General features: G+C 53.7%; 29 protein-coding genes. 14 read left to right on the top strand and 15 right to left on the bottom strand.

Annotated features, from left to right (window positions below):
* Window positions 1-3 precede the first annotated feature (3 nt).
* The 7 genes from hscB to trmJ all read right to left on the bottom strand — a co-directional run bounded on the left by hscB (window position 4) and on the right by trmJ (window position 4810).
* On the bottom strand, window positions 4-528 hold the full coding sequence (gene hscB, locus JQC75_RS06395; protein WP_203326603.1) for a co-chaperone HscB: 525 nt from the start codon (window positions 526-528) through the stop codon (window positions 4-6).
* Window positions 529-537: 9 nt separating this feature from the next.
* Window positions 538-861, bottom strand: coding sequence for an iron-sulfur cluster assembly protein IscA (gene iscA / locus JQC75_RS06390; protein ID WP_011759411.1), 324 nt, complete (start codon window positions 859-861; stop codon window positions 538-540).
* Between the two features lie 12 nt (window positions 862-873).
* The gene (gene iscU / locus JQC75_RS06385) at window positions 874-1257 is read right to left on the bottom strand and encodes a Fe-S cluster assembly scaffold IscU (RefSeq protein WP_011759410.1); all 384 of its coding nucleotides are present in this window, start codon (window positions 1255-1257) and stop codon (window positions 874-876) included.
* A 30-nt stretch (window positions 1258-1287) separates the two neighbouring features.
* Entirely contained in the window at window positions 1288-2502 is a 1215-nt protein-coding gene (locus JQC75_RS06380; protein ID WP_203326602.1) for an IscS subfamily cysteine desulfurase, read from the bottom strand.
* A gap of 77 nt (window positions 2503-2579) precedes the next feature.
* The gene (gene iscR / locus JQC75_RS06375) at window positions 2580-3041 is read right to left on the bottom strand and encodes a Fe-S cluster assembly transcriptional regulator IscR (RefSeq protein ID WP_011759408.1); all 462 of its coding nucleotides are present in this window, start codon (window positions 3039-3041) and stop codon (window positions 2580-2582) included.
* Window positions 3042-3233: 192 nt separating this feature from the next.
* Entirely contained in the window at window positions 3234-4055 is an 822-nt protein-coding gene (gene cysE, locus JQC75_RS06370; RefSeq protein WP_203326601.1) for a serine O-acetyltransferase, read from the bottom strand.
* A 32-nt stretch (window positions 4056-4087) separates the two neighbouring features.
* On the bottom strand, window positions 4088-4810 hold the full coding sequence (gene trmJ / locus JQC75_RS06365; protein ID WP_203326600.1) for a tRNA (cytosine(32)/uridine(32)-2'-O)-methyltransferase TrmJ: 723 nt from the start codon (window positions 4808-4810) through the stop codon (window positions 4088-4090).
* 155 nt (window positions 4811-4965) lie between these two features.
* Between trmJ and suhB the strand changes: the two genes are divergently transcribed.
* From suhB to JQC75_RS06335, 6 genes are all read left to right on the top strand, one after another.
* Window positions 4966-5769: an inositol-1-monophosphatase gene (gene suhB / locus JQC75_RS06360; protein ID WP_203326599.1), complete on the top strand. Its 804-nt coding sequence runs from the start codon at window positions 4966-4968 to the stop codon at window positions 5767-5769.
* 129 nt (window positions 5770-5898) lie between these two features.
* The gene (locus tag JQC75_RS06355; protein WP_203326598.1) at window positions 5899-7068 is read left to right on the top strand and encodes an NnrS family protein; all 1170 of its coding nucleotides are present in this window, start codon (window positions 5899-5901) and stop codon (window positions 7066-7068) included.
* 99 nt (window positions 7069-7167) lie between these two features.
* Window positions 7168-7572 carry a phosphate-starvation-inducible protein PsiE gene (locus JQC75_RS06350; RefSeq protein ID WP_203326597.1) on the top strand — a complete coding sequence of 135 codons (405 nt, stop codon included), beginning with the start codon at window positions 7168-7170 and terminating at the stop codon, window positions 7570-7572.
* Window positions 7573-7704: 132 nt separating this feature from the next.
* Window positions 7705-8007: a PilZ domain-containing protein gene (locus JQC75_RS06345; RefSeq protein WP_203326596.1), complete on the top strand. Its 303-nt coding sequence runs from the start codon at window positions 7705-7707 to the stop codon at window positions 8005-8007.
* 75 nt (window positions 8008-8082) lie between these two features.
* On the top strand, window positions 8083-8751 hold the full coding sequence (locus tag JQC75_RS06340; protein ID WP_203326595.1) for a division plane positioning ATPase MipZ: 669 nt from the start codon (window positions 8083-8085) through the stop codon (window positions 8749-8751).
* Window positions 8738-9085 carry a ribbon-helix-helix protein, CopG family gene (locus JQC75_RS06335; RefSeq protein ID WP_203326594.1) on the top strand — a complete coding sequence of 116 codons (348 nt, stop codon included), beginning with the start codon at window positions 8738-8740 and terminating at the stop codon, window positions 9083-9085. Before JQC75_RS06340 ends, JQC75_RS06335 begins: the two co-directional genes overlap by 14 nt.
* Here JQC75_RS06335 and JQC75_RS06330 read toward each other — a convergent pair.
* Window positions 9082-9324, bottom strand: a complete 243-nt coding sequence (locus JQC75_RS06330) for a YecH family metal-binding protein (RefSeq protein WP_203326593.1) — start codon at window positions 9322-9324, stop codon at window positions 9082-9084. The genes JQC75_RS06335 and JQC75_RS06330 overlap by 4 nt on opposite strands.
* A 128-nt stretch (window positions 9325-9452) precedes the next feature.
* Here JQC75_RS06330 and JQC75_RS06325 point away from each other — a divergent pair, with 128 nt between their 5' ends.
* From JQC75_RS06325 to JQC75_RS19055, 4 genes are all read left to right on the top strand, one after another.
* Window positions 9453-11162 (top strand): sensor histidine kinase, encoded by a 1710-nt coding sequence (locus JQC75_RS06325; protein WP_203326592.1) that lies wholly within the window; start codon window positions 9453-9455, stop codon window positions 11160-11162.
* On the top strand, window positions 11159-11869 hold the full coding sequence (gene btsR / locus JQC75_RS06320) for a two-component system response regulator BtsR (RefSeq protein WP_203326591.1): 711 nt from the start codon (window positions 11159-11161) through the stop codon (window positions 11867-11869). Before JQC75_RS06325 ends, btsR begins: the two co-directional genes overlap by 4 nt.
* 120 nt (window positions 11870-11989) lie before the next feature.
* Entirely contained in the window at window positions 11990-13423 is a 1434-nt protein-coding gene (locus JQC75_RS06315) for a carbon starvation CstA family protein (RefSeq protein ID WP_203326590.1), read from the top strand.
* Between the two features lie 121 nt (window positions 13424-13544).
* A complete protein-coding gene (locus JQC75_RS19055; protein ID WP_203326589.1) occupies window positions 13545-14168 on the top strand; it encodes a VF530 family protein in 624 nt (207 codons plus the stop codon).
* 33 nt (window positions 14169-14201) lie between these two features.
* Here JQC75_RS19055 and JQC75_RS06305 read toward each other — a convergent pair whose 3' ends face one another.
* The 6 genes from JQC75_RS06305 to JQC75_RS06280 form a co-directional block, all read right to left on the bottom strand.
* The gene (locus JQC75_RS06305) at window positions 14202-15026 is read right to left on the bottom strand and encodes a hypothetical protein (RefSeq protein WP_203326588.1); all 825 of its coding nucleotides are present in this window, start codon (window positions 15024-15026) and stop codon (window positions 14202-14204) included.
* 53 nt (window positions 15027-15079) lie between these two features.
* Window positions 15080-15697: a GTP cyclohydrolase II gene (gene ribA / locus JQC75_RS06300; RefSeq protein ID WP_203326587.1), complete on the bottom strand. Its 618-nt coding sequence runs from the start codon at window positions 15695-15697 to the stop codon at window positions 15080-15082.
* 253 nt (window positions 15698-15950) lie between these two features.
* On the bottom strand, window positions 15951-16448 hold the full coding sequence (gene nrdG, locus JQC75_RS06295) for an anaerobic ribonucleoside-triphosphate reductase-activating protein (protein ID WP_203326586.1): 498 nt from the start codon (window positions 16446-16448) through the stop codon (window positions 15951-15953).
* 40 nt (window positions 16449-16488) lie between these two features.
* On the bottom strand, window positions 16489-18606 hold the full coding sequence (nrdD, locus tag JQC75_RS06290) for an anaerobic ribonucleoside-triphosphate reductase (RefSeq protein WP_203326585.1): 2118 nt from the start codon (window positions 18604-18606) through the stop codon (window positions 16489-16491).
* 274 nt (window positions 18607-18880) lie between these two features.
* The gene (gene rssA / locus JQC75_RS06285; RefSeq protein WP_203326584.1) at window positions 18881-19816 is read right to left on the bottom strand and encodes a patatin-like phospholipase RssA; all 936 of its coding nucleotides are present in this window, start codon (window positions 19814-19816) and stop codon (window positions 18881-18883) included.
* Between the two features lie 94 nt (window positions 19817-19910).
* Entirely contained in the window at window positions 19911-20084 is a 174-nt protein-coding gene (locus tag JQC75_RS06280) for a hypothetical protein (protein WP_203326583.1), read from the bottom strand.
* Window positions 20085-20319: 235 nt separating this feature from the next.
* Between JQC75_RS06280 and JQC75_RS06275 the strand changes: the two genes are divergently transcribed.
* The 4 genes from JQC75_RS06275 to JQC75_RS06260 all read left to right on the top strand — a co-directional run bounded on the left by JQC75_RS06275 (window position 20320) and on the right by JQC75_RS06260 (window position 23431).
* A complete protein-coding gene (locus JQC75_RS06275) occupies window positions 20320-21690 on the top strand; it encodes a DEAD/DEAH box helicase (RefSeq protein ID WP_203326582.1) in 1371 nt (456 codons plus the stop codon).
* A gap of 87 nt (window positions 21691-21777) precedes the next feature.
* The gene (locus JQC75_RS06270; protein WP_203326581.1) at window positions 21778-22215 is read left to right on the top strand and encodes a DUF3010 family protein; all 438 of its coding nucleotides are present in this window, start codon (window positions 21778-21780) and stop codon (window positions 22213-22215) included.
* On the top strand, window positions 22212-22709 hold the full coding sequence (locus tag JQC75_RS06265; RefSeq protein ID WP_203326580.1) for a M48 metallopeptidase family protein: 498 nt from the start codon (window positions 22212-22214) through the stop codon (window positions 22707-22709). Before JQC75_RS06270 ends, JQC75_RS06265 begins: the two co-directional genes overlap by 4 nt.
* 293 nt (window positions 22710-23002) lie before the next feature.
* A complete protein-coding gene (locus tag JQC75_RS06260) occupies window positions 23003-23431 on the top strand; it encodes a hypothetical protein (RefSeq protein WP_203326579.1) in 429 nt (142 codons plus the stop codon).
* Window positions 23432-23545: 114 nt separating this feature from the next.
* On the opposite strand, the gene JQC75_RS06255 is transcribed toward JQC75_RS06260, so the two are convergent.
* Window positions 23546-24805 (bottom strand): peptidoglycan DD-metalloendopeptidase family protein, encoded by a 1260-nt coding sequence (locus JQC75_RS06255; protein ID WP_203326578.1) that lies wholly within the window; start codon window positions 24803-24805, stop codon window positions 23546-23548.
* Between the last annotated feature and the right edge of the window lie 14 nt (window positions 24806-24819).

Genomic DNA, 24819 nt, shown 5'->3' with positions numbered 1-24819 from the left:
ATGTCAGTCCAAGAGGGCGTCTTCGGCCCGCTCAAGTTCCAGATGCAATTTTGCCATGAACTTCAACTTGCGAACCTGATCGGCCGCAGATTGCCAGTCATTGGTATCTTCACTGATCAGCAACGGCTTGAGCTTGGCAGTGACCTGCTTTTGGAAGTCACCGAAAGACTGGTAAAGGTCGGCAATCAGTGCATGGGGGTCGTTTGCATGGGCAATCTCTTCCAATGCCTCGCGCCACTCCATTTGCTGCATCAGGAATGCGGTGTCGCGCACGGTTTGGGTTTCATGGCGGATATCGACCCCTTTGAGCGCAAGCATATGCTCGGCACGGCGAATGGGGTCTTTCAGCGTCTGGAAACCATCGTTCACCATGGCGGTGCGACTGACTGCGAGCAGTTTTTCCTGCTCACTGGCGGCGGCAAACTTATCGGGATGCACGGTACGCTGAAGCTCGCGGTACGTGTCCGCGAGCTCACTGGCATTGATATCGAAAGCAACCGGAAGGTTAAACAGCTCGAAGTAATTCATAAAACCGGATTATACGGTGAAGCTCTCGCCGCAGCCGCATTCTCCCTTGGCATTGGGGTTATTGAATTTGAAGCCCTCATTGAGGCCTTCCTTGACGAAATCGAGCTCGATACCCTGCAGGTAGATGAAGCTCTTGGCGTCAATGATGATATTGACGCCATCTATTTCGTAGACTTCGTCGTCATCGTTGAGATCGTCAACAAACTCCAGCACGTAGGCCATACCCGAGCAGCCAGACGTCTTGAGACCGAGACGAAGACCTACGCCCTTGCCACGATTGGCAAGGAAGGCTTTGACTCGCTCATTGGCTGCGGGTGTCATAGAAATCGCCATACGTACTCCGAATTACTTGGCTTGCTTGTGCTTGTACTCTTCCAGAGCTGCCTTGATGGCATCCTCGGCCAGAATAGAACAGTGGATCTTCACCGGTGGCAGAGCCAGCTCTTCGGCGATATCCGTGTTCTTGATAGCGGCCGCTTCTTCGATGCTCTTACCTTTCACCCATTCGGTGACCAAAGAGCTTGAAGCGATGGCGCTGCCACAGCCGTAGGTTTTGAATTTGGCGTCTTCGATGATACCTGCGTCATTGATCTTCAGTTGAAGTTTCATCACGTCACCGCAGGCAGGTGCACCCACCATTCCGGTAACCACGCTGGGATCGTTCTTGTCAAAAGAACCCACGTTACGGGGATTCTCGTAATGATCTATTACTTTTTCACTGTATGCCATGATACTGCTCCAAATCTCTCAAACCACCAATCAGTGGTGCACCCACTCAACCTTGCTCAAATCGACGCCATCTTTGAACATCTCCCAAAGTGGGGACATTTCTCTCAGCTTGCCGATAGAGCCCTGGATAATGCCAATGGCGTAATCCACTTCTTCCTCGGTGGTAAAACGACCGATGGAAAAACGGATTGAGCTGTGGGCCATTTCATCGCTCAGCCCCAGGGCACGGAGCACATAGCTCGGCTCAAGGCTGGCAGACGTACAGGCAGAGCCAGAGGATACGGCCAAATCTTTCAGGGCCATCATCAACGACTCACCTTCAACAAAATTAAAGCTGACGTTCAGGTTACCGCAGTAGCGCTGCTCGAAGTCACCGTTAACATAGGTTTCTTCGATGTCTTTGATGCCATTCCACAGGCGATCGCGCAGTGCATGGATACGGGCGTTATCGCTTTCCATGTCCGCTTTGGCGATAGCTGCCGCTTCACCGAGGCCAACAATCTGGTGAGTTGCGAGGGTGCCGCTGCGCATACCGCGCTCATGGCCACCACCGTGCATCTGGCTTTCCAGACGGATACGTGGCTTGCGTCGCACATACAGAGCACCGATACCTTTAGGGCCGTACATTTTGTGACCGGAAATCGATATCAGGTCGACCTTGGTATTTTGCACGTCGATGGGTAATTTACCGGCGCTCTGGGCGGCATCCACGTGGAAGATAATGCCCTTGCTGCGACACAGTTCGCCGATGGCATCGATGTCATGTACCACACCAATTTCGTTATTTACGTGCATCAGGCTCAGCAGAATGGTGTCGTCGCGCATTGCCGCCTCGAGGCGCTCCATGGGGATAATGCCGTTTACACCTGGCTCAAGGTAAGTCACTTCAAAACCTTCACGCTCCAGCTGGCGACAGGTGTCCAACACGGCCTTATGTTCGGTTTTGCTGGTGATGATGTGCTTGCCTTTCTTCTGATAGAAGTGAGCCACACCCTTAATAGCCAGGTTATTGGACTCAGTGGCACCAGAGGTAAACACGATTTCGCGGTGATCGGCGTTAATCAGATCGGCCACCTGAGCACGGGCGACATCGACCGCTTCTTCAGCCTGCCAACCATAGCGGTGGGAACGGGAAGCCGGGTTACCAAAGATGCCGTCCATCGTCATGTACTGCATCATTTTTTGAGCAACGCGCGGGTCAACCGGGGTCGTTGCGGCGTAATCGAAATAGATAGGAAGCTTCATCACACACTCCGTACTTCGCAGTCTCAACCGAGGCTACTTACAACGTACACGCTTAATTATTATGGATTCACAAGGACTTAAGCCGATGCCCTGTGCCCTTTTTGTATCTGATCCTGCTGCACAGAGATGTACTGAACATCCCGTTTCTGCATAAGTGCAGCGAGGCTGATACCGTTCAAAAAGTCAGAAATTTGTTTACTGAGATCGCCCCACAGAGAGTGGGTCAGGCATCGACTGCCACTCTGGCAGTTGCCTGCACCCTGACAGCGGGTGGCATCTACGGATTCGTCTACAGCATGAACAACCATACCGACCGAGATATCGTCGGCTTCGAGCCCGAGGCGATAACCACCACCCGGACCGCGAACACTGGCGACCAATCCATGCTTGCGCAGCTTGGCAAAAAGTTGCTCGAGGTAAGAGAGCGAAATCCCCTGGCGCTCGGAAATATCAGCCAGCGGCACAGGCCCTTGGGCGGAATGAATCGCCACATCCAGCATGGCAGTTACGGCGTAGCGGCCTTTTGATGTCAGTTTCATAGCAACCGTGGTTCCCCTGTAATTCTGGGAGCAATTTCACCATACCCGAGTAATTTAGTCAACTATAAAACCAACCAATTTACTCAAGTATTGGGTTGTTGTGCCACAGAATACCCCCGCACAAAGCTGGGGTATTTAACCTTTTTTCGGTCTTTTTATCAATGTAAAAAGGCCTGTTTTGCGGTCTTGGGATCAGATACTGGGATCAAACTCATCCAGCGCGTTCTGGCGTTTCTCTGCTGCGGCGGCTTCAGCCTCGCTGAACTCGCCAACATCGAGCTCGGGCAGACGCTCGGTGCACACATTACCACCGAGACGCTGAAGCTCCTGGCAAAGGTCCTGCACCTTGGAGTCCATCAGATGCATATGATCGAGCATCTGGCCGATGGCGTTGGCGACGGGGTCGGGATTATCGGGGGATACCGCATAGGCATCAAAGCCGTACTTTTTGGCCATGGCACTGCGACGCTCTGTGGTTTCTTTCGTCTGGCTCGATGGCTGCGCCACCGCACGGCCTGGGATACCCACCACAGTGGTATGTTCAGGCACATCTTTTACCACCACAGAGTTGGAGCCCACGCGGCTGCCCTCTTTCATGGTGATAGGCCCCAGAATTTTGGCACCGGCACCCACGACCACATTGTTTTCAAGGGTTGGGTGACGCTTGCCGGCATTCCAGCTTGTCCCCCCGAGAGTCACACCGTGGTATAAGGTGCAATCATCCCCAATTTCAGCGGTTTCGCCGATAACAATGCCCATGCCGTGGTCGATAAAGAATCGACGACCAATGGTCGCTCCGGGGTGAATTTCGACTCCGGTCAGCCAGCGGGAAAACGTCGACAAACATCGGGCCAGAAAACGCCAATCCCGCTTCCACAGCTTATGACTTATCCTGTGCAGCCAAATGGCGTGCATACCGGGATAATTCAGCAGGATTTCGATGGCACTGCGTGCTGCAGGATCCCGGTGGTAAATGGAGGCAATGTCTTCTTTCAGCCTGGATATCACACCCATGTCGTTTCCTTGTCGTTGAGCCCGGGGCTCTGTTACTTCTTGCTGCCGACTGCCTTTTCGATGGAAGTCAGGATGCCACGCAAAATATTCATCTCATGGCTTTCTATCCGGGCACGGGTAAACAGCCTTCTGAGCTTGGTCATCACCTGCCCCGGATGATTCTTGATAATAAACCCGGTTCCGGTGAGAGTTCTTTCGAGATGCTCAAAGAATCGCTCGTTCTCTTCCATCAGGGGGTATTCGACGACTTCTGCGGTTTGACTTTCCAACGCCAGATGGGCGATGCGGGTCTCATAGCAGATGATTTGAACCGCTTGCGCCAGATTGAGCGACATGTATTCGGGATTGGCCGGAATAAATACGTGATAGTTACAGGCCTGCAGCTCCTCGTTGTAAAGGCCGTGGTTTTCGCGGCCAAACACAATAGCAACTGGGCCACTCACGGCTTCGGCGGCCAGTTTGCCACCCGCCTGACGGGGATCGAGCAGCGGCCAGTCCAGGGTGCGGCTGCGGGCCGAGGTACCGATGACCAAAGCACAATCCTTGATGGCCTCGCGCAACGAGTCTACCCGGGTAAGGTTTTTCAGAATATCGCAGGCACCGGCAGCCAATGCCACCGACTGGCCATCGGGTTCGCAGCGTGGCTCTGCCAGATAAAGATTTGATAAACCCATGGTTTTCATAGCCCGAGCTACAGAGCCTATGTTACCGGGATGGGAAGTGCCTACCAAGACGACGCGGATATTACTGAGCATGAAAAGACTTAATTTAATTGATAAAAATCCTGAGCGAAGCAGTCTACCACAGCGACGCTTAAATCCTTATATGAAAATCTGTAATTGATATACCCGGCAGATGCGGTATAATGCGCGCCGCTCATTTTTCGTTCTTTAACATCCAGGGGATTGCAATGCATCCGATGCTGACCATCGCTGTGCGCGCCGCTCGCGCCGCCGGCCAAACCATTATGCGTGCTTATACTGATCTCGAACGCGTCGAGGTGAGTACCAAAGGTATCAATGATTTTGTTACCAGCGTAGACAAGGAAGCCGAAGCAGCTATCGTTTACCAGATCCGCAAGTCTTATCCCGACCACACCATCGTTGGTGAAGAGCAGGGTGAAAATCGCGGAACCAACAAAGATTATATCTGGATCGTTGACCCCTTGGATGGCACCACCAACTTTATGCGTGGTATCCCCCATTTCGCCGTCTCCATCGCCCTGCAATATAAAGGCAAAACTGAAGTTGCCGTGGTTTACGACCCCGTGCGTGACGAGCTGTTCAGCGCTGTCCGCGGCCAGGGTGCCAAGGTAAACGATTTCCGCGTTCGCGTTAGCAATGTTCAGGATCTCAACGGCACCATCATTGCCACTGGTTTCCCGTTCAAGTCACGCCAGCACACCCAAACGTACATGAACGTGCTTAACGAAGTCTTTGCCCAGTGCGCTGACCTTCGCCGCGCAGGTGCCGCATCTCTGGACCTGGCCTATGTTGCCGCCGGTCGTATGGATGGTTATTTCGAGCTGGGCCTCAAGCCATGGGACATCGCCGCAGGTGACCTTATCGTGCGTGAAGCCGGTGGTACAGTGACCGACTTTAACGGTGGTCATAACTACCTGATGTCTGGCAATATCGTAGCTGGCTCACCCAAGGCAACTACAGCCTTGGTAAAAACCATGCGCCCTCTTTTGAACGAAGCCCTTAAGCGCTAAGATTCAGAAAAGCTTGCCAAAACAAGAACCGCCTCACGGCGGTTTTTGTTTTTGTGCGCCACGTCAATTTACATGCATATTTTAAGCATCTTATAATAACCAACAAATTTACTCAGGTTTAGGTGCACCATGCTCAATATTCATGATCCCCGTAAGACCGAATCCACCCCACCACTGCTCAGACTGGGCTTTCGCCCCTTCTTTTTGTTCGGTGCCACACTCAGCATCCTGGGCGTTGTCCTCTGGGTGTTGGCACTATCGGGGGTTATCGCCTTTCAGCCCCATGGCGGTGCTTATTGGTGGCACGGCCATGAAATGCTCTTTGGCTTTGCAACTGCGATTATTGCCGGCTTTTTATTGACCGCAGTCCAAAATTGGACCGGTGTGCCCGGACTCAGCGGAAATAAGTTGTTGGCTTTGGTGTTGTTGTGGCTTGCACCCAGGCTCACACTGCCCATCACAGCGCTGCCGCTTGAGCTGGTGATGGCATTGGATCTTGCCTTTTTGCCTGCCGTTGCCATTGCATTGGGCCACAGTGTTGCCAAGGTCAGACAGTGGCGTAATCTGGTGTTTGTACCCATGATGCTGTTAATGGCCTGTCTCAATGCCCTTTCCTATCTGGCGCTCACCGAAGGCAATCCCCTGTTGGCGCAAAAGGCGCTTCAAGGTGCGGCTCTGGTGGTGATCATGATAGTGGCGCTCCTTGGTGGCAGGGTTATCCCCTTTTTCACTGAGCGTGCCAGCAGCTATCAGCGTAAGGCCAACCTTTGGTACCTCGATGCCGGTACCTTCGTCTCGCTATTAATGCTGATTGCAGCCCTGGTATTGGATCTAACAGCGCTCCAGCGACCCACCGCCGCAGTTGCAGCCATCATCATTTTAATTCGCTGGCATCGCTGGGGCTGGCGCCACACCTTTTCAGTACCACTGCTGTGGTCACTGCATCTCAGTTACCTGTGTATTCCAGTGGGGCTTGGCATCATAGCCCTTGGCCTGCCCTTTTCCGCCGGATTTCATGCACTGGCCGCCGGTGGCATGGGAGGAATGATTTTAGCCATGATGGCACGTGTCTCTTTAGGCCATACCGGCAGGTTACTCGAACCACCCAAGGCCATGGTGATTGGTTTTGTGATGGTCCTGCTCGCGGTTGTACTCAGGGTGATGGCCGGGCTCCTTCCAATGGCCTATCTGCCGCTGCTGGTCGCCTCAGCTCTCGCCTGGGGATTGGCATTTGGTATTTTTATCGTCAAATACGGCCCTATGCTGACCGCCCCCAGAGCTGATGGACGCCCGGGTTAAGCCCATCCTTTCTCAATTGTGAAGCCAATCACGGTGTCTGACGCACCGTGATGGCCAAAGGCTGTTACTATCTTGCTAAACAATGCTAGGGAGATAGAGATGAATCTGTACCGCCAATATGGTTCAAAGCTTTTGAAATTCACCGAAAATCTGGTGCTGATTATCATAGCTGTCGCCACGGTTGCGGCCATTGGGCAGGAAATCGCACACATCCTCGAAATGGGGAAAGTACAATTGGCAGACTTGCTGCTGTTGTTCATTTATCTGGAAGTGCTGGCCATGGTGGCCAACTACGCCGAATCAGGCAAATTGCCAGTACGTATGCCACTTTATATCGCCATAGTCGCGCTGGCGCGTTACCTCATCCTCGATATGAAGAGCATGGATGACTGGCGGATTTTGGCGATCTCCCTCTCCACTGTGGTACTGGCAGCAACCGTGATAGTCATCCGCTGGGGGCAGCTGAAAATGCCTTACCCCAAGAATCAGGAATACGACAACTGAACCTGTATCTTCCTTTAAGCCGGTCAATTGCCGGCTTTTTTTCATTCACATTCATGGAGCATTGGTATTCTTAAGTAAAAGGAATTATGCTGATTTTTAAGCGCTTGTAATGTGCCAGAGGAGAAGGCCGTGATGGATGACAATCCAAAAGATTACGAAGAAAGACGCAGATCACTCAGGGTAGATTTGGAAGCCGAACGGGTGCTGCTGAGCTGGGTAGACAAAGACGGTATTGAGCGAACCGATGATGGCATCTGTATTGACCTGTCAAGACGAGGCCTGTTATTTGAGTATCGTCAGCCTTTTGCGTTGGGTGAGCTGGTTGAAGTGACCTTCAATTACGGTACAGATAAACAGAATAGCGTTCAGGGGCAGATTTGCCGCTGCAAAGAGAGCAAAGCACAGAGTTATCATATTGCTATGCAATTGATTTAAGCGATGCTTTTCTATCGCTTCTGACACACTGTTCTATACTGATGTGAAAAGATTGGCTTTTACGGAGCGTCCATTATGATTTTGCTGGTTGGTGGTGAAAAAGGCGGCAGTGGCAAGAGTTGCCTGGCGCAGAATATTGCAGTGCATATCACCCAAAAATTCGATGCCAACGTGCTCATGGTGGACTGTGACCCCCAGCGAACAACCTCTGATTGGATCCAGGCCCGTAATAACGATCCCAGTCTGCCGCAGATAAATTGCATCCAGTTGTACGGCAAAATCCGTAACGATCTCTTGAGTCTGAATGAGCGTTTCGACTACGTGATTGTCGACTGTGGTGGTCAGGATAACCTCGCCATGCGTGCCGCCATGTCGGTGGCAACCTATGTGGTTGTGCCGCTGAGGCCAAAACGGCGCGATCTCAAGACGCTGCCGCACATGGAAGATATGCTCAGCACCTGTAAAATGGTGAACCCCAAGATGGTTGCCACAGTGGTACTGACCCAGTGTCCTGCTTTGCCAACCCAGGCCAAACGCATTATTGAAGCCAAGGAAGTTGTCACATCCTTTGGATTGCGGGTGCTGGATTCTGTCACCTTCAGCCGCAACATCTATGATGACAGTGAGGAAAAAGGATCCTCGGTCATCGAAATCGAGCCCGATGGCAAAGCCGCCGAAGAAATTCGCGCCATTGCCGATGAACTCTTGGCCATACCACCAGAAAATTCCTATGAGCTTAACTGACTTAAAGCGTAAAAAGCCCAAACAGGACCGCGGTAAAATTTCGGTGGAAGATTTCATCGATGATGCCAACAACTATGCACACGGACGGCCTACCCTTCTCGACGAGGAGCATAAAGCCGCACGTGTTAAGTTGGGGCTGGATAAATCCACTGCCAAGGTCTACCGACACGCCACCTTCAGCCTGACCACCAAAGCGATTAAGCAACTCGATGAGTTGGCTAAGCAATCAGGCATCGCCAAATCCAAGTTGCTTCGTATCCTTATTAAAGAATTCCACGACAAGAGTGCGGGTGAGCAAGACCACATACTCAGCCGCGGTGAAGAAGATAACTAGTGCTCACAAATCAGGGCTTGTTCTGTCACCAGGCCCTGTGCTGTATCTATGAATTTCCCCTTCCGCTTGAGCAATGTGACTAATTCCTCCGACGTTAACCCCTGTGCACTGCAGGTATGAAACCTGGCGTCATCACCAAAGGTTTGAGCAATCAAGGCAACAAGTGCATCTTGAGTCAGGGGTTTACCGTGGGCTAACATCAAAGCCATCACTTGATGGCCGTGAACTGATTGGGTCATTGGGAACTCCGCTGTTTCAGGTACATGTGGGATATAAGGCAAATCATTGGCATCTTATAACCCGTTGTCTCCAGCGTTTCCCTGCGCCAGCGCAAAGTTCAGGTATTACAGGCCTCACAGGAGTCTCAATGTCGCTTATTCTGCTGCTGACCCAGCAAATGTGTCTTTATTTGGTGTTTGTCTACCTCGCCAGTAAAACGCCTTTGTTTAAGGTGCTCACCGAAAACGCCCCCAGATTGCCGCACAAGGTCATCATCTATCTTATTTTTTCGGCCTTTTGCATCATGGCCACCTATTTTGGCGAACAAACCCACGGCGCCATTGCCAACACCCGTGCCATGGGTGCCGTGCTCGGAGGCCTCCTGGGCGGACCTGTTACCGGATTCTTCGTCGGCCTCACCGGTGGCCTGCACAGGTATAGCATGGGGGGCTTTACCGATGTTGCCTGCGCACTCTCGACAACCCTCGAAGGGTTATCGGCGGGACTTATCAGCCTGACACTGCGCCGCGCCGGCAAGACAGAACTGATTTTCCACCCGCTGGTGGCAGGCTTTGTGACCTTCTATGCCGAAGTCATGCAGATGCTCATTATCTTGCTGGTTGCCAAACCCTATGACGAAGCCTGGGCACTGGTGAGGCAAATCGCGCCGCCCATGCTGCTGGTAAACTCCATGGGGTCGGCACTCTTTATGAGCATGCTTAAAGATCAGAAAACCATGTTCGATAAGCTTTCTTCCGCCTTTTCCACCAAGGCACTGAAGATAGCCGAACGCAGTGTTGGACTCCTGTCCCAGGGATTCAACGAAAAAACCAGTGCCCAGGTTGCCCGTATCGTTATCGAAGAAACCAATGTTGGAGCCGTGGCCATTACCGACCGTGACAAACTGCTGGCCTTTATTGGGATTGGCGCCGATCACCATATACCGGGTACACCCATTGCCTCCGCGATTACACTCGAAGCCATCCGCGACAATAAGGTGATGTTTGCCGATGGGGTGGAAGCGCCCTATGCCTGCTCTATTTCATCCCAATGCCGCTTGGGCTCAAGCCTGGTTATCCCCCTTCGCAGTGATACAGAGGTGATTGGCACCATTAAGCTCTACGAACCTAAAAACAAACTGTTTTTAAACATCAACCGTACTCTCGGGGAAGGCATTGCCAAGCTCTTGTCCAACCAAATCCTCTATGGTCGGGTGGAACAACAAAAGAACCTGCTCACCCAAACCGAACTCAAACTGTTACAGGCCCAGGTAAACCCCCACTTCCTGTTCAATGCCCTCAATACCATAGGCGCCATCATTCGCCGCGACCCGGATATGGCCCGGGGGCTGCTGCAAAAACTGTCTCAGTTTTTGCGCATTAATCTGAAACGCAGCCCGGAAATGGTCACGCTCGCTGACGAGCTTGAGCATATCGACGCCTATCTTGGCATCGAAAAAGCCCGCTTTATCGATCGCCTCAGTGTAAATATCGCCATTCCACCCGAACTGATGCACCAGAAGCTGCCCGCCTTTACCCTGCAGCCGATTATCGAAAATGCGGTAAAACACGGCACGTCACAGCTGTTGTCGCCTGGATTAATTGAAGTCAGCGGCAGGCAGCACGAAGACATGCTGGTGTTGGAAGTCACCGACAATGCGGGGTTATACCGCCCCAATCCCAACAGCGAAGGCCTGGGGATGAATCTGGTGCATAAACGCATTCAAAACCAGTTTGGTGAACAATACGGCGTAAGTGTGGTGTGTGAGCCAGATACACTCACCAAGGTCAGTATTTGCCTGCCCATCAACGCCGATACGCTTATTGAAACCGACAATCCGGGAGATATGCCGAGATGATCTCATGCATTCTGGTAGATGATGAACCCTTTGCCAGGGAAGCCCTTGCCGAGCTTCTGGCCCATCATCCCGATGTGAACATAGTGGCGCAAGCCAGCAATGCCATCGAAGCCATACAGGCGATAAACCAGCATAAACCGGCGCTGTTGTTTCTGGATATTCAGATGCCACGCATAAGCGGTATGGAACTCTTGGCAATGCTCGACAAAGACAATATGCCACGGGTGGTGTTTGTCACCGCCTTCGATGAATATGCCATCAAGGCATTTGAACACCACGCCTTTGATTACCTGCTCAAACCCATTGATGAAGCCCGGCTGGCAAGCACATTGGGCAGAGTCAGAAAGGACCTGCGGCCCCGGGATGTGTCTTTTTTAGCGCCTGAGCGCCTAGCTCACCTGCCCTGTTTCAGCGGCAATCGCCTGAAGGTAGTCCCCATAGAGGAGGTTGAATTTGTGTTCAGCGATGTCGGTGGTATTCACGTATCGACTGCCAATGGCAGGGCCCACACGCAAATGACACTTAAGCTGCTGGAAGAAAAGACCCCGCTGATTTATTGCCATCGTCAGTATCTGATAGCCCCGGCGGCCATCGCCGAAATCGTGCTGCTCGATGGCGGCGCGGAGGTGGTCACCCGCAGCGGCGCCAGAGTGCCCGTATCGCGCCGTTATCTGAAGGAGCTGAAATCCCACTTCGGCTTCCAATAAACCGCTTAAGCCTGATAACAACCGTTTAACCAGCCAAATCGACCACTCACCCAAAAGGCTGAGACGCTGGACATCCCCTTACGTAGACTGGCATTACTCAAAAAAGGGGAGATCCTCAACATGACCTGGTTTTTACTCTGCGTCGGCCTGCTTCTGGTCGGCTACTTTGTCTACGGTGCCTTCGTCGAGAAGGTGTTTGGAATTAACGCCAAACGGCAAACCCCGGCATTTGCCCAAACCGATGGTGTGGACTATGTGCCCATGTCCAAAGGTAAAGTCTACCTGATCCAACTGCTGAACATCGCCGGTGTTGGCCCCATCTTCGGCCCGATCCTGGGTGCCCTGTACGGCCCCGCCGCCATGCTGTGGATTGTGATTGGCTGTATTTTTGCCGGTGCGGTGCACGACTACTTCTCGGGCATGCTGTCGGTGAGAAACGGCGGCCAGTCCGTGCCTAACCTTGCCGGTAAATACCTGGGCAAGAGTGCAAAACACTTTATGAACGTCTTTGCCACCATACTGCTGCTGCTCGTGGGCGTGGTGTTTATTTCTGCTCCGGCGGGCCTGCTCGGTAAACTGACTGGCCTCAGCGTCAGCCTGTTTGTTGGCATCATCTTCGTGTACTACCTGATTGCCACCATTGTACCGGTAGACAAGATCATCGGCCGTCTGTACCCCTTCTTCGGCGCCTTGCTGCTGTTTATGTCTGTGGGTCTGACCGTGGCTCTCATCGTCTCTTCCGAGCACAGCCTGCTGCCCGGTTTTGAAGCCTCTGACTTCTTGACCAACCTCAACCCCAATGACATGCCACTGTGGCCGGCCCTCTTTATCACCATCGCCTGCGGCGCCGTCTCCGGCTTCCACGCCACTCAGTCTCCCCTGATGGCACGCTGCATGGAAAACGAAACCAATGGCCGCTTTGTGTTTTACGGTGCCATGATTGGTGAAGGCATCATCGCCCTTATCTGGTGTGCCATTGCCCTGTCGTTCTTCGGTGGCGTTGAAGGTCTGGCAACCGGTATGGCCGGTAACCCTGCCAACGTGGTGTATGAAGCCTCTACCGGTCTGTTGGGAGCTGTGGGTGGCTTCATGGCGGTGCTTGGGGTGATTATTCTGCCCATCACCTCGGGTGACACAGCGTTCCGCTCTGCACGCCTTATCCTGGCTGAATTCTTCAACATGCCACAAACCCAGCTGCCGAAGCGTTTGATGCTGGCCATCCCGCTGTTTGTAATCGGCGCTATCCTGACTCAGGTGGATTTCGGTGTCATCTGGCGTTACTTTGGCGTGGCTAACCAAGCCACCGCCGTGCTGATGCTGTGGACGGCTTCTGCCTACCTGCTGCGCCACAACAAGCTGCACTGGATTTGTACCATTCCGGCCATGTTCATGACCTCAGTGGTGGTGACCTTCCTGCTGAACTCTGCCACCCTGGGTGCGGGCTTGCCGATGACCATCTCTACCGTGGTGGGTGTACTGGTCGCCTTTGCAGTTGCTACGCTGCTGGTGATTAAAATCAAAGGTAAATCCGTGGAGCTGGCTGAAGAAGCCTGATCCCGTACCCCAGTAAAGGTACACACAAAAAGGCCGGCGCTCGCCGGCCTTTGTTTTTTATCCATCCGACAGGTTACAATGCCGTTCCCAATCTCCAAGATTGCCATTCTGACGAGCTACTATGTCCCAACAAACTCCACCAACACAGGCCAACAATCCACTCCATGGCATGACACTGAAAGCCATGCTCGAACACCTGGTGGAAGAGCTGGGTTGGACAAAACTCGCCGACCAAATTCGCATCCGCTGTTTTGCCGTTGATCCCAGTCTGGATTCCAGCCTGAAATTTTTGCGCCGAACCTCCTGGGCTCGGGCCAAAGTCGAAGACCTGTACTTAAGCCATATGGGTTTTCCGGTGCCAGAGCGCCCTGTGCGACAGCCCAAGGAAGGCGATTCGGACAGACCATCGACGAAAGGCTCGGCTAAGCCCAAGACAGCTAAACCTGAGGGCCGTAACAGGCACACCGGCGGTGACAAGCCTTCCCCCTATGGCAAGAGTGCCAAAGGCCCGGCTGTCAATAAAGGCAAGAAACCCGCCTTTAGCAACAAGGCCTCGACGGAAAACAAACATCGCGGGGAAGCAAGAGCCCATCAGGCAGGAACAAATGCAGACATGGGCACCCAAACGGCCAAACGTCAGCCCACGCTGAGCCTCAAGCGCAAAAGCAACGACAGTGCCGCTGATAGCCCGTCGGCAAGCCCAGTTTCTACCAACACGAACGCCGACATTTGGGGCAAAAAATAACGTTGCCCATAACGCCCGGCTCAGGGCGAAATGTTAAAGCGGGTGGCTGAAGAACACCCGCCACACATCTTCACCGCCGGCGTTACTGTAGCTGAACCCCACCCGCTCTATCGTTATCGCTTCAAGACCCAACGGCTTATCGAATACCAGGCTCAGCCCCAATTCCAGTGTACTCTCACCAAAGAGCGCGCCAACAAACTCATCCGCCAGCTGTCCCCGGCCAAAATACCAATGCATGGCGGCAAAAAGCCTGGGCTCCATCTGCCGCTCCCATGCGGTAAAGCCCCACCCCAGGCCCGACTCCACCCCGGATGTCAGTGCCGAGTAATGCTCTTCACTGCCGCTCTGTATGCTGCGATATCCGGCGGAGTAAAATCGGCTAACCCACAAAGGTTGGTATTCTTCGCTGCCAAAGGCATAGAGGGTTGAGATCCCGGCGGACAGGATGCCCACATTGCTGCTGTCGGAAAAGTTATGCCCAAATCCGATATCAAGATAAGTCTCCATCTTCAAATTTGGATTGACTTGCCAGTGGTACTCGATGCCGGGCGTTACTGTGACGGTTCCCACCGCGTCTGGAAAGTCACCTTCCGGCAACTCATCCCAGTTGTAGTTGAAAAAGCCCAACGACAGAGGCAAGCGCAGCATCAAACTGTGCTCTGATGAGGATTCGATGTCGAAGGATAAGGGAATATTCACCACGGCGGCGCTTTCACCGGCCGAACTGTAAATGCCGCTGCCCAGATAGTTGGCAAAGGCATAATGGCTGACATCGGGGGCTTGTTGCGCCACACAGGGGGAAGAAAAAAGCAGGATGGCGAGAATTCTGGCAGGCTTCAAAGCAGTCGGGGCATCCATCAATGAATGCCCCGACTATAAAAGGTTTCCCCAGCAAACACCAGTTTGCGCTATCAGTCCTGGTGGTGTGCCTTGAAGTGCTCTTCAGACATCATGTGCCCAAGCTCATCTGACTTAGTTTTGAGATAGGCTTCGTTATAACGATTTTTACCCACCTGCAGCGGCACCCGCTCGACCACATCCATACCTACGTCTTTCATGGCTTTGACTTTACGGGGATTATTGGTCATCAGCTTGACCCGGGAGATCCCCAGATGTGCCAACATGGGGGCAATCATATCGTACTTACGCATATCGGCAGCGAAACCGAGTTGCTCGTTGGCCTCAACGGTATTGGCCCCTTTATCCTGCAGCTCATAGGCGCGGATTTTGTTTAACAGCCCAATACCGCGCCCTTCCTGACGCAGATACAAGATAAAACCACGGCCGGTTTCAGCGATCCGCTGCATGGCTGTTTGCAGCTGAAAACCACAGTCACAGCGCAGGCTGAACAGGGCATCACCGGTCAAACATTCAGAATGGATCCGCCCCAGCACAGGGGAGTCACCACTGAGATCGCCAAAGGTCAGTGCCACATGCTCCTTACCGGTTTCGCTATCTTCAAAACCGTGGATGGCAAAAACGCCCCAGGGCGTTGGCAACTTGGAGGTGGCGACATACTTTATCGACATGAAATTTTCCTAACGACTACGCTCAATCCCTGAGTCCAGCACTTTCCCTGACAGCTCAATAACCTTGGTAAGATAAACTCACCGGGTGGCCTATTCTATGCGCTTTTGTCGCCCGCAGGAATACCCAAGTGACTGACTGGGGTATCAGAGTCGGGATAAGGTGAAGAATTCAACGCCAGGGTCCGCCAACAAAAGCAGACCTGCGTCTGGTTATTCCAGTGAGTCGTACTGAGATAGCAGTCCACCGGGCCGGTCAGTCTTGGTCACACCAGGGCACAAACGCATCGCCACTGCGACAAAAGATACGCTGATTGCTGCTGCCCCGAAACTTGAGCCGTCTGTCGGCAAGCCCCTGTTCAAAGGGGCCATCAACGATTACGTCCACACGGGACACCACCGCCAGCTGCGCCTCGCTCAATGCATCCAGACGATAGCCCGTCCACAGCCAGATATCCTTGCCCGGGCATTGCGAACGCACCCGTGCCACCAGCTCACTGATACCGGCAAGATTTGCAGGCAGCAAGGGGTCACCACCGGAGAGGCTAAGCCCCCGTCGGCGAACCCGGGTGTCATTGAGGTCGTCGATTATCCGGTTCAGCATCGCCTCATCGAAGAGGTGACCGCTTCGCACATCCCAGGTGGATTGGTTGTAGCAGCCACGACATTGGTGCTCGCAGCCGGACACAAAGAGCGTTGCCCTGGTGCCCGGCCCGTTGAGCACATCCAGCGGATAGTACTGGTGGTAGTTCACAAGATGATGCTCCGTGCGCTTCCATTAAAAAGCATTGCTATTACAGATGCTTGACCCGGCGTTTGACCTCTTCCTGTTTGCCATGGTTAAAGGGGCGCGCATCAGGGCTGCCAAGATAGCCACATACCCTGCGGGTCACAGACACCCGGCTGGGCTCGTGATTACCGCAAACCGGGCAAACAAAGCCCTTGCTGGTACAGTCAAACTCGCCGGTAAAACCGCAGTCATAGCACTCATCAATGGGAGTGTTGGTGCCATAGTAGGGTACACGGGTGTAGCTGTAGTCCCACACGTCCTCAAGCGCGTCAATATTATGCTGCATGTTGGGATATTCGCCGTAACAGATAAAGCCACCACTGGCGAGCTCAGGGTAAGGCATCTCAAAGTCGATTTTATCGAAGGGCGAGACTTTCTTTTCCACATCCAGGTGGAAGCTATTGGTGTAGTAGCCCTTGTCGGTCACCCCTTCTATCAGGCCGAAAGCCTTGATATCGAGCTTGGCAAAGCGACTGCACAGACTCTCGCTCGGAGTACTGTAGAGGCTGAAGCCATAGCCGGTTTCCCGCTTCCACTGATCCGTGGCCTGCTTGAGGCGCGCCACAATGGCAACGGCCTTTTGCCGAAGTCGCTCTGAGTCGTACACATGCTCCTTCGTGCCATAAAGGGCATTCACGGTTTCGTGAAGACCGATATAGCCGAGGGAAATGGACGCGCGGCCATTTTTGAAAATAGGCTCAATATCATCGTCAGGGCGAAGGCGTACACCGCATGCCCCTTCCATGTACAGAATGGGCGCGACTCTGGCCTTAACCCCCTTCAAGCGTTCGATGCGGCTATCAAGGGCCTGGCGGGCAACCTGCAGCCGCTCCTCCAGCAGTGCGTAAAAGTGGTTTTCGTCGCCACCGGCTTCAATGGCGATGCGCGGCAGGTTAAGGCTCACTACCCCGAGGTTGTTGCGGCCTTCGTGTTCCATTTCCCCGTCTTTTTCGTACACACCCAGGAAGCTTCGACACCCCATGGGGGTTTTGAAAGAGCCTGTGACGCGAACCACTTGCTCATAGTTGAGAATGTCCGGATACATCCGCTCTGTGGCGCACTTGAGTGCCAGACGCTTAATGTCGTAATTGCAGTCGCCTGCTTTGTGGTTGATGCCATCACGGATGGCAAACACCAGCTTGGGGAATACCGCTGTCTTGCGGTTTTTACCCAGACCCGCCATACGCACCTTGAGAATGGACTGCTGAATAAGCCGCGACTCCCAACTGGTGCCAAGCCCAAAGCCAAAGGTGACAAAGGGGGTCTGTCCGTTGGCTGTATGCAGGGTGTTTACCTCGTATTCCAGCGACTGGAAGGCGTCGTGGCATTCTTTTTCTGTCAGGGCCCTGGCATAAGCCACCGCATCGGTAATGCCCCAATGCAGCGCCGTTTGATAGTGTTTGTCATAGCTCTTGGCCACATAGGGGGACAGCACTTCATCGATGCGATTGATGGTGGTACCGCCGTAAATGTGGCTGGCCACCTGGGCGATGATCTGTGCAGTCACCGCAGTGGCCGTGGAAATGGACTTTGGCGTTTCGATTTCGGCATTGCCCATCTTAAAGCCCTTGGTCAACATGCCGGAAAGGTCAATCAGCATACAGTTGAACATGGGGAAAAAGGGCGAGTAATCCAGATCGTGATAATGGATTTCTCCCGCCTCATGGGCTGCCACCACCGCCTTGGGCAGGATGTGACGCTTGGCGTAGTGACGCGCCACAATGCCGGCAAGCAAATCGCGCTGGGTCGGGATTACCTTGGAGTCTTTATTGGCATTTTCGTGCAGCAGTGCGGCATTGGTTTGCTCCACCAACGAGCGAATTTCCAGATTCAGTCTGCTGGTCGCTTCACGGCACACGTCTCTGTCGTGGCGATACTCGATATAGTGGCGGGCAACTTCTTTATAAGGACCGGACATCAGGCAATTTTCCACCGCATCCTGCAGCTCGTGGATGGCGACTTCGTCGCGCTGTGCCACCTCGGCCGCCACCACAGACGCCACCGTGGCCGCATAGTCTTTGTCCTCAACACCGGCTGCCCCCTGCGCTGCAATCACAGCATCCCGCAACCGGGTTTCATCAAAGGCTGCGCGGCAACCATCCCGTTTGATAACCACTGGCATAGTCAGGTCCTCTTTGTTCACCCAAGCACTATATGTTGAGCTTATTTTTTATCCAGATACAAAATGTAGTGTATTAGGCGACAAATACCAGACCGATACCTTGATATGGATCATGTTTGGGAAAAAGATAAATTTCCCCTTTTTGAAAACCTGTGGCAGGTAACTTTTTCACACTTATCCCCCTTGACCCGGGATAAATTCGCCATTAGGCAGGCACAAAAAAACCGCCGGACTCAGAGATAGAGTGGCGGTTATTTGGTCAACGCTTCGGAGGTTAACCGAGTGCAGCTTCCAGCAGATGGGCCTGGGCCATCACTGCACTGTAACCCGCATCGATGGCCTCTGCGGCGCGATGGAACTCCATGGTGCCAATGTCGGCTACCTTGGGTACCAGGCACACATCGGGCGGGTCGCCCATCAGGCGCGCCCTTTTGTGTCGCTGCTGCACTATCTCCATGGACTGGTTCATGACTGCCAGCATCCCCGGGTCATCACGGGTGCCAAGGGCAAACTTATCCGACAAACTGGCGATATAGTCGCGGCCGCGGGCAAAAAGGTCCATAAACCCGCCCTCCTGCTCGGCCAAGGCCCGCGTTTCTTCCTGCGGAGTGATGGCTTCACTGCGAAGGGTCACAGGCACGGCCTGAATGCGGCTGCGGCGCTGACCATCCAGGTCAACGGCAATCACCACATCCACATCCAGCGCACGGCAAGCCGACACGGGTACAGGATTGACCACAGCGCCGTCTACCAACCATCGATGGCCCTGGCGCACCGGCGGCAAAATACCGGGCATGGAGCAGGACGCCCGCACGGCGTGGCGCAGATCCCCCTGGCGAAACCAAATTTCCTGGCCGCTGTACAAGTCGGTGGCAACCGCAATAAAGGGCATGGACATGGATTCAATGTCCATACTGCCGATACGACTTTGCATCACATCAAACACCTTTTCCCCGCGAATGAGCCCGCCGCGGCGCCAGCTTAAGTCCATAAGCCCAAGAACGTCCCAACTGGAAAAACTTCTGACCCATGACTCCAAATCGCCAAGACGCCCGTTGACATAGGCGGCGCCCACCAAGGCACCAATGGAGCAGCCCGCGACCCGCTCCGGCTTTATGCCCAGCTCATCAAGGGCGTTGAACACCCCTATGTGGGCCCAGCCTTTGGCGGCACCACTGCCCAGGGCAATACCAATACGGGGTTGGCTCATCTACGACTCCTTTGCAAAGATGAAAGCAAGAATGACTCTGACTATAAACGACAAGCGCCGGCAGGTGCCAGCGCTTGGGAAGAAAGAGAAAAATCTATCGGCTTCGGCCTTTGAAGAGATAACCGAGCCAGCCAAACCAGGAACCCAGAGTCACAGCCAGTATCCACCAGCTTTTTTGGCGGGCGGTCACCACGTCAGACAATCCGATGTGTAAAACGGGGATCATCCAACCGAAAATGACAATGGCGAGTGCAATCCAAAAGTCCATTTACGCCTCCGGGGCGGCAGGGTCGTTGTGCGTGTTAATTTTTCAATCGCTCAAACATAAGGCAATTATTTCGCTGAAGAAAGCGCCAACAACGGATTTTTGACGGTTGTCACAGATATTGACGCACAAGTTCGATAGGAAGCCCAGTGTTAAGCAGGCAGAAGCACACTTGTCATGGCGCCAAGCGGCCGATGGCGCTATAATTCCCGGCTTGAATTTTTCCGGAGACCATCCTTTGCAATTTTCTGATTTTTCCCTCGATAAGCGCCTCATGCAAAGCCTGAAGCACATGGGCATAGAGACGCCTACCCCCATCCAGAGTCAGGCCATTCCTGTTGCCCTTGCCGGCAAGGATCTGATGGCCTCGTCCAAGACGGGCTCGGGAAAGACGCTGGCATTTTTGCTGCCTGCCATGCAAAGGGTGATTTCCAGCAAGGCGCTGTCAAAAAAAGACCCGCGGGTGCTTATTCTGCTGCCCACCCGAGAGCTGGCGCAGCAAGTGTATGCTCAGCTCCGTCTGTTGGTGGCCAATACCCAATACCGTGCCATCAGTGTGCTGGGCGGTGAAAACTTTAATGACCAGGCCAAGGCCCTCGCCAGGGAACCCCATTTTATTGTGGCCACCCCCGGACGCATTGCCGACCACCTGCAGCAGCGCCACCTGTTTTTAAACGGGCTTGAGCTGCTCATCCTCGACGAAGCCGACCGCATGCTGGATCTGGGATTTGCTCCTCAGCTGAAAGCCATCAATGCAGCTGCCGATCACCGTCGCAGGCAAACCCTGATGTTCTCGGCCACCCTGGAGCACGGTGAAGTGCACGAGCTGGCGGCTGAGCTTCTGAAAGAGCCTGAGCATGTCGCCATCGATGCCGTGCACCTGGGCCACGGCGACATCGAGCAACAAATTCTGCTGGCCGACCATCTGGAGCACAAGGAAGCCCTGCTCGAACGCCTGCTCAGTGGCAATAACTTCCGTCAGGTGATGATTTTTACTGCCACACGCCAGGACACAGAGCGCCTGGCCACCCTGCTGGCCGAGAAAGGCTTCAACACAGCCGCCCTATCCGGCGAGCTGCGACAGGCACAGCGTAATCAAATCATGGATAGCTTCAGCCGTGAGCACCACCGCATCCTGGTGACCACAGACGTGGCTTCACGCGGTCTGGATATCTCCAACGTGTCTTTGGTGGTGAACTTCGATATGCCAAAGTTTGCCGAGGAATACGTGCACCGGATTGGTCGTACCGGCCGCGCCGGTAACAAGGGCACCGCCATTTCGCTGGTGGGACCGAAAGACTGGGACAACTTCCTCAAGGTTCAGCTCCTGCTGCAAAAGACCTTTGACTTCAGCGTGCTCGAAGGACTGGAAGCCAAATTCAAGGGACTGGCGCCCAAGCGTGAGCGTAAAGCACCTGGCACTCAGACCAAGACGACCGGCAACAGCAAGAGACAGGCTGCCGATGCGCCAAAGGGTGAAAAGCGCAGCCGCGATAAACGCTTCCTTACCGGCGTGGATGTGGGCGATGCGCCAATGATCCGTAAGAAGCCCCTCCCGGCACCGATTGTGCCCGAGGACGATGACGCTGATGAGCTGGGCGAAGACTGAGTTCCTCAGGCCAACATCAAGCCGCACGTTTTTGCCTGAGCAAAAACACCGAACCAATTAAGTGACAGAAAAAGATAAGGGAAAAAAATGAGAGTATGTGGCGTAGAGCTGAAAGGTGCCGAGGCCATTATCAGCCTCGTGGGCTACGATAAAGAAGCCTTCAATGTACCTGAGTGTCGCAAGCACTCGTTTGTGGTGAACGATGCGGATAATCAGGAAGCCATTCGTGAATTCCACTTCGCCTTTGCCAAGCTGATGGCCGACTACAAGGTGGAGCACATTGTCATCGTCGAGCGGGAGCAAAAAGGCAAGCTGGCCGGCAGCGCTATCGGCTTTAAACTGGAAGCCGCTATCCAGCTTGGCGAATTGCCGGTAACCCTGCTTAAGCCCACTGCCATCCGCGAGCAATGCAAACGCAACCCTCCTCAGGTTGATTACGAGGTGCTCGGACTCAAGCGTTTCCAGCTGCAAGCCTTTGAAGCGGGCTACGCCTTCCTGAACGCCCGCATCTACGGCAAGCTGTGAGCCAATACCTGGCCCATTACCCCGAGCAGGTGCGTGCCAAGGTGGACGCCCTGCTTGAGGCTGGCACCCTGGGCGATGTGCTCGCACGTCGCTACCAGGCCCAGCACGATATCCGCTCCGACAAGGCGCTGTTTGATTACACCATGGCGCTGAAAAACCGCTTCCTCAAGCGCAGCGACCCGTTATCCAAGGTATGCTTTGACGACAAAATCAGTTTGCGTCAGCAAGCCCTCGGGCTGCATACCGCCATTTCTCGGGTTCAGGGCAATAAACTCAAGGCCAAACGCGAAATCCGTATCGCCTCTATGCTAAAGCAGGTGCCAGAGCCCTTGCTGCGGATGGTGGTGGTACACGAATTGGCGCATTTAAAAGAACGTGACCACAACAAAGCCTTTTATCAGCTCTGTTGCCATATGGAAGGCGACTATCATCAGTTGGAATTCGATTTGCGACTGCTGCTGACTGCGATAGACGCAGGCCAGTCCCCCTTCTGACATTCATCCGGAATGTACATGCCGCACACGTCTGTGCAGTAATCCCGCCTGAGTTTGCGCCATGGCGCATACCTCCGCCAACATGGAAGCCCTGCCACTGTCGCGCCACAGTCAGGCAGACCTCACGGACCGGACACTCTGCTAAATCACTTTAGAGCCTCCTCTTTTAACGCCGAATGTGCCTGAGCATGCCATCAAAGGATTGGCATCACAGTTAACGGTCACGATGCTTGACTGAGAATAGTTTTCATTTAAAATCACAACCAAAGCTACAGTCCGGTTGGATTACTCCTATGGCCAAGGTCGATAAAAAGCTCAACAAACTTTGCCGTAAAGCGGCACGCAAGGCCCTTGGGCTGAGCAAAGACGCCATGAGAGACAAGGCAAACAAGTCTGATGTAAAGGTCTTTGCCACCAGACTGAAGCAACAGCTGTTGGTCGACAGCAAATTGTCGAACCTCAGCAAGGCTTCGGCCGACGCAGGTAAGTTTGATAAGAAAACCGTGTCAAAACAGCTTAAGCGTTTGACCCTTTCCAAAATTGGCCGCCGCAGCGGTGCCAATGACGACCAGTTAGCGCAAGTACGTAACCTTCGTCCCGCCGTTGGCAGCATGGCCTTTGCCCTCACGCCCCTTAAGCGTAACCCCTGTGGCGGCTGCCCCGCCAAACGCGGTGGTCTTTGTGCCTGTGCGCTGAAGCTCGCCAAGCGTAAAGCGGGTTAATACTGCCCTCCCCTCTGGCTCAAGCAAAGCGCACGATTATCCGGTGTTGAAGCAATAAAAAAGCGACCCAGGGTCGCTTTTTTATTTTGCCGTCTCCGGCTCACGGATTCTGTCTCAGCCCAAATCCATCAGCATCTGACGGCTTCTCACCAGAGAAGTAAATTCCGACAACTCTGCCGCGTTCAGCTGGGTCGATGTAGGCAGCGGCACCTTCATGGGGTCAACCGGACGGCCATTGACATGGAATTCATAGTGCAAATGAGGGCCGGTGGAACGCCCCGTGTTACCGGAGAGCGCAATGACCTGACCACGGCTGACTCTGTCACCTTTTCTGACCAAAGACTTGGACAGGTGCAGGTATCGGGTACGGAACTTGTTGCCATGCTCAATCACTATGTATTTTCCGGCAAACTTATGGTCGGTCACCATGGTCACCACACCGTCGCCGGGCGCCACCACCTTGGTGCCGATTGGCGTGGCGAAATCGGTGCCATTATGAGGCGACACACGACCCGTTACCGGATGCTTGCGCACCGGATTGAAGCGGGAGGTCATGCGGAACGATTTATCCAGTGGCACCCGCTGGAACGCCCGGGCAAGGTTATGGCCCTTGGCATCATAAAAGTTGCCGTCGCTGTGCTGGAAAGCGGTGATTTCGCGCTTGCCACTTTTTATCTGAATGCCGAGGATCTGACTGGTGCCCGTGGCCAGGCCTTCAACATACTGATCGTTCACCAATACTGAAAAGGTATCTCCGGCGCGCAAATCGCGGGCGAAGTTCATTTTTTCTTTCAGTAGGGATTCGATTTTGGTGATTTCAGCGGCAGAAAGGCCAACACGCTGGGCCGAAACATAAAATGAGCCACGGATTTCGCCACTGGCAATGCGATTTTGCCAGAGGCCATCGACGACAATTTCGTCAACGTTAAAACTGCCATCTTCAAAACGGTTGAACACCACCTGACGGGCTGGACTGAAATAGAGCTCGAGCTTTTGTAAATCGCCTTTGTCATCAAGCCAGAATTTGATGCGGTTATCCGGCATCAGGGTATCCAGCGCCAGAATGTTCATATCCGCTTCCAGCACGCGGTACATGGTTTGCTGGTCCACCCCGGCGCGGGAAAACAGGCCACTGAGGGTATCGCCAGACACGATTAAATGATCGAAATCCGCCACCGACTCACTGGCCGCCAACGGCAGAGGTGCCTCGGAAATCTGTGGCAGTAAAGATTCAATATCCAGTGCAATGGGAATACGGCCGACAACCGGCTGCTGCGCCGTGGGCCACATAAAGGAGACACCGACCAGTAAACCACCCACCAGCAACAGACGCTTATGAAAGCTGGGCAAACTGGCAATATGCGAAAAAAACATATTGTTTTTGTTAT

This window comes from Shewanella litorisediminis, from assembly GCF_016834455.1.
GTDB classification, from domain to species: domain Bacteria; phylum Pseudomonadota; class Gammaproteobacteria; order Enterobacterales; family Shewanellaceae; genus Shewanella; species Shewanella litorisediminis.
The sequence above is the reverse complement of the archived record's forward strand: the minus strand, read 5'-3'. Positions and strand labels throughout refer to the sequence as shown.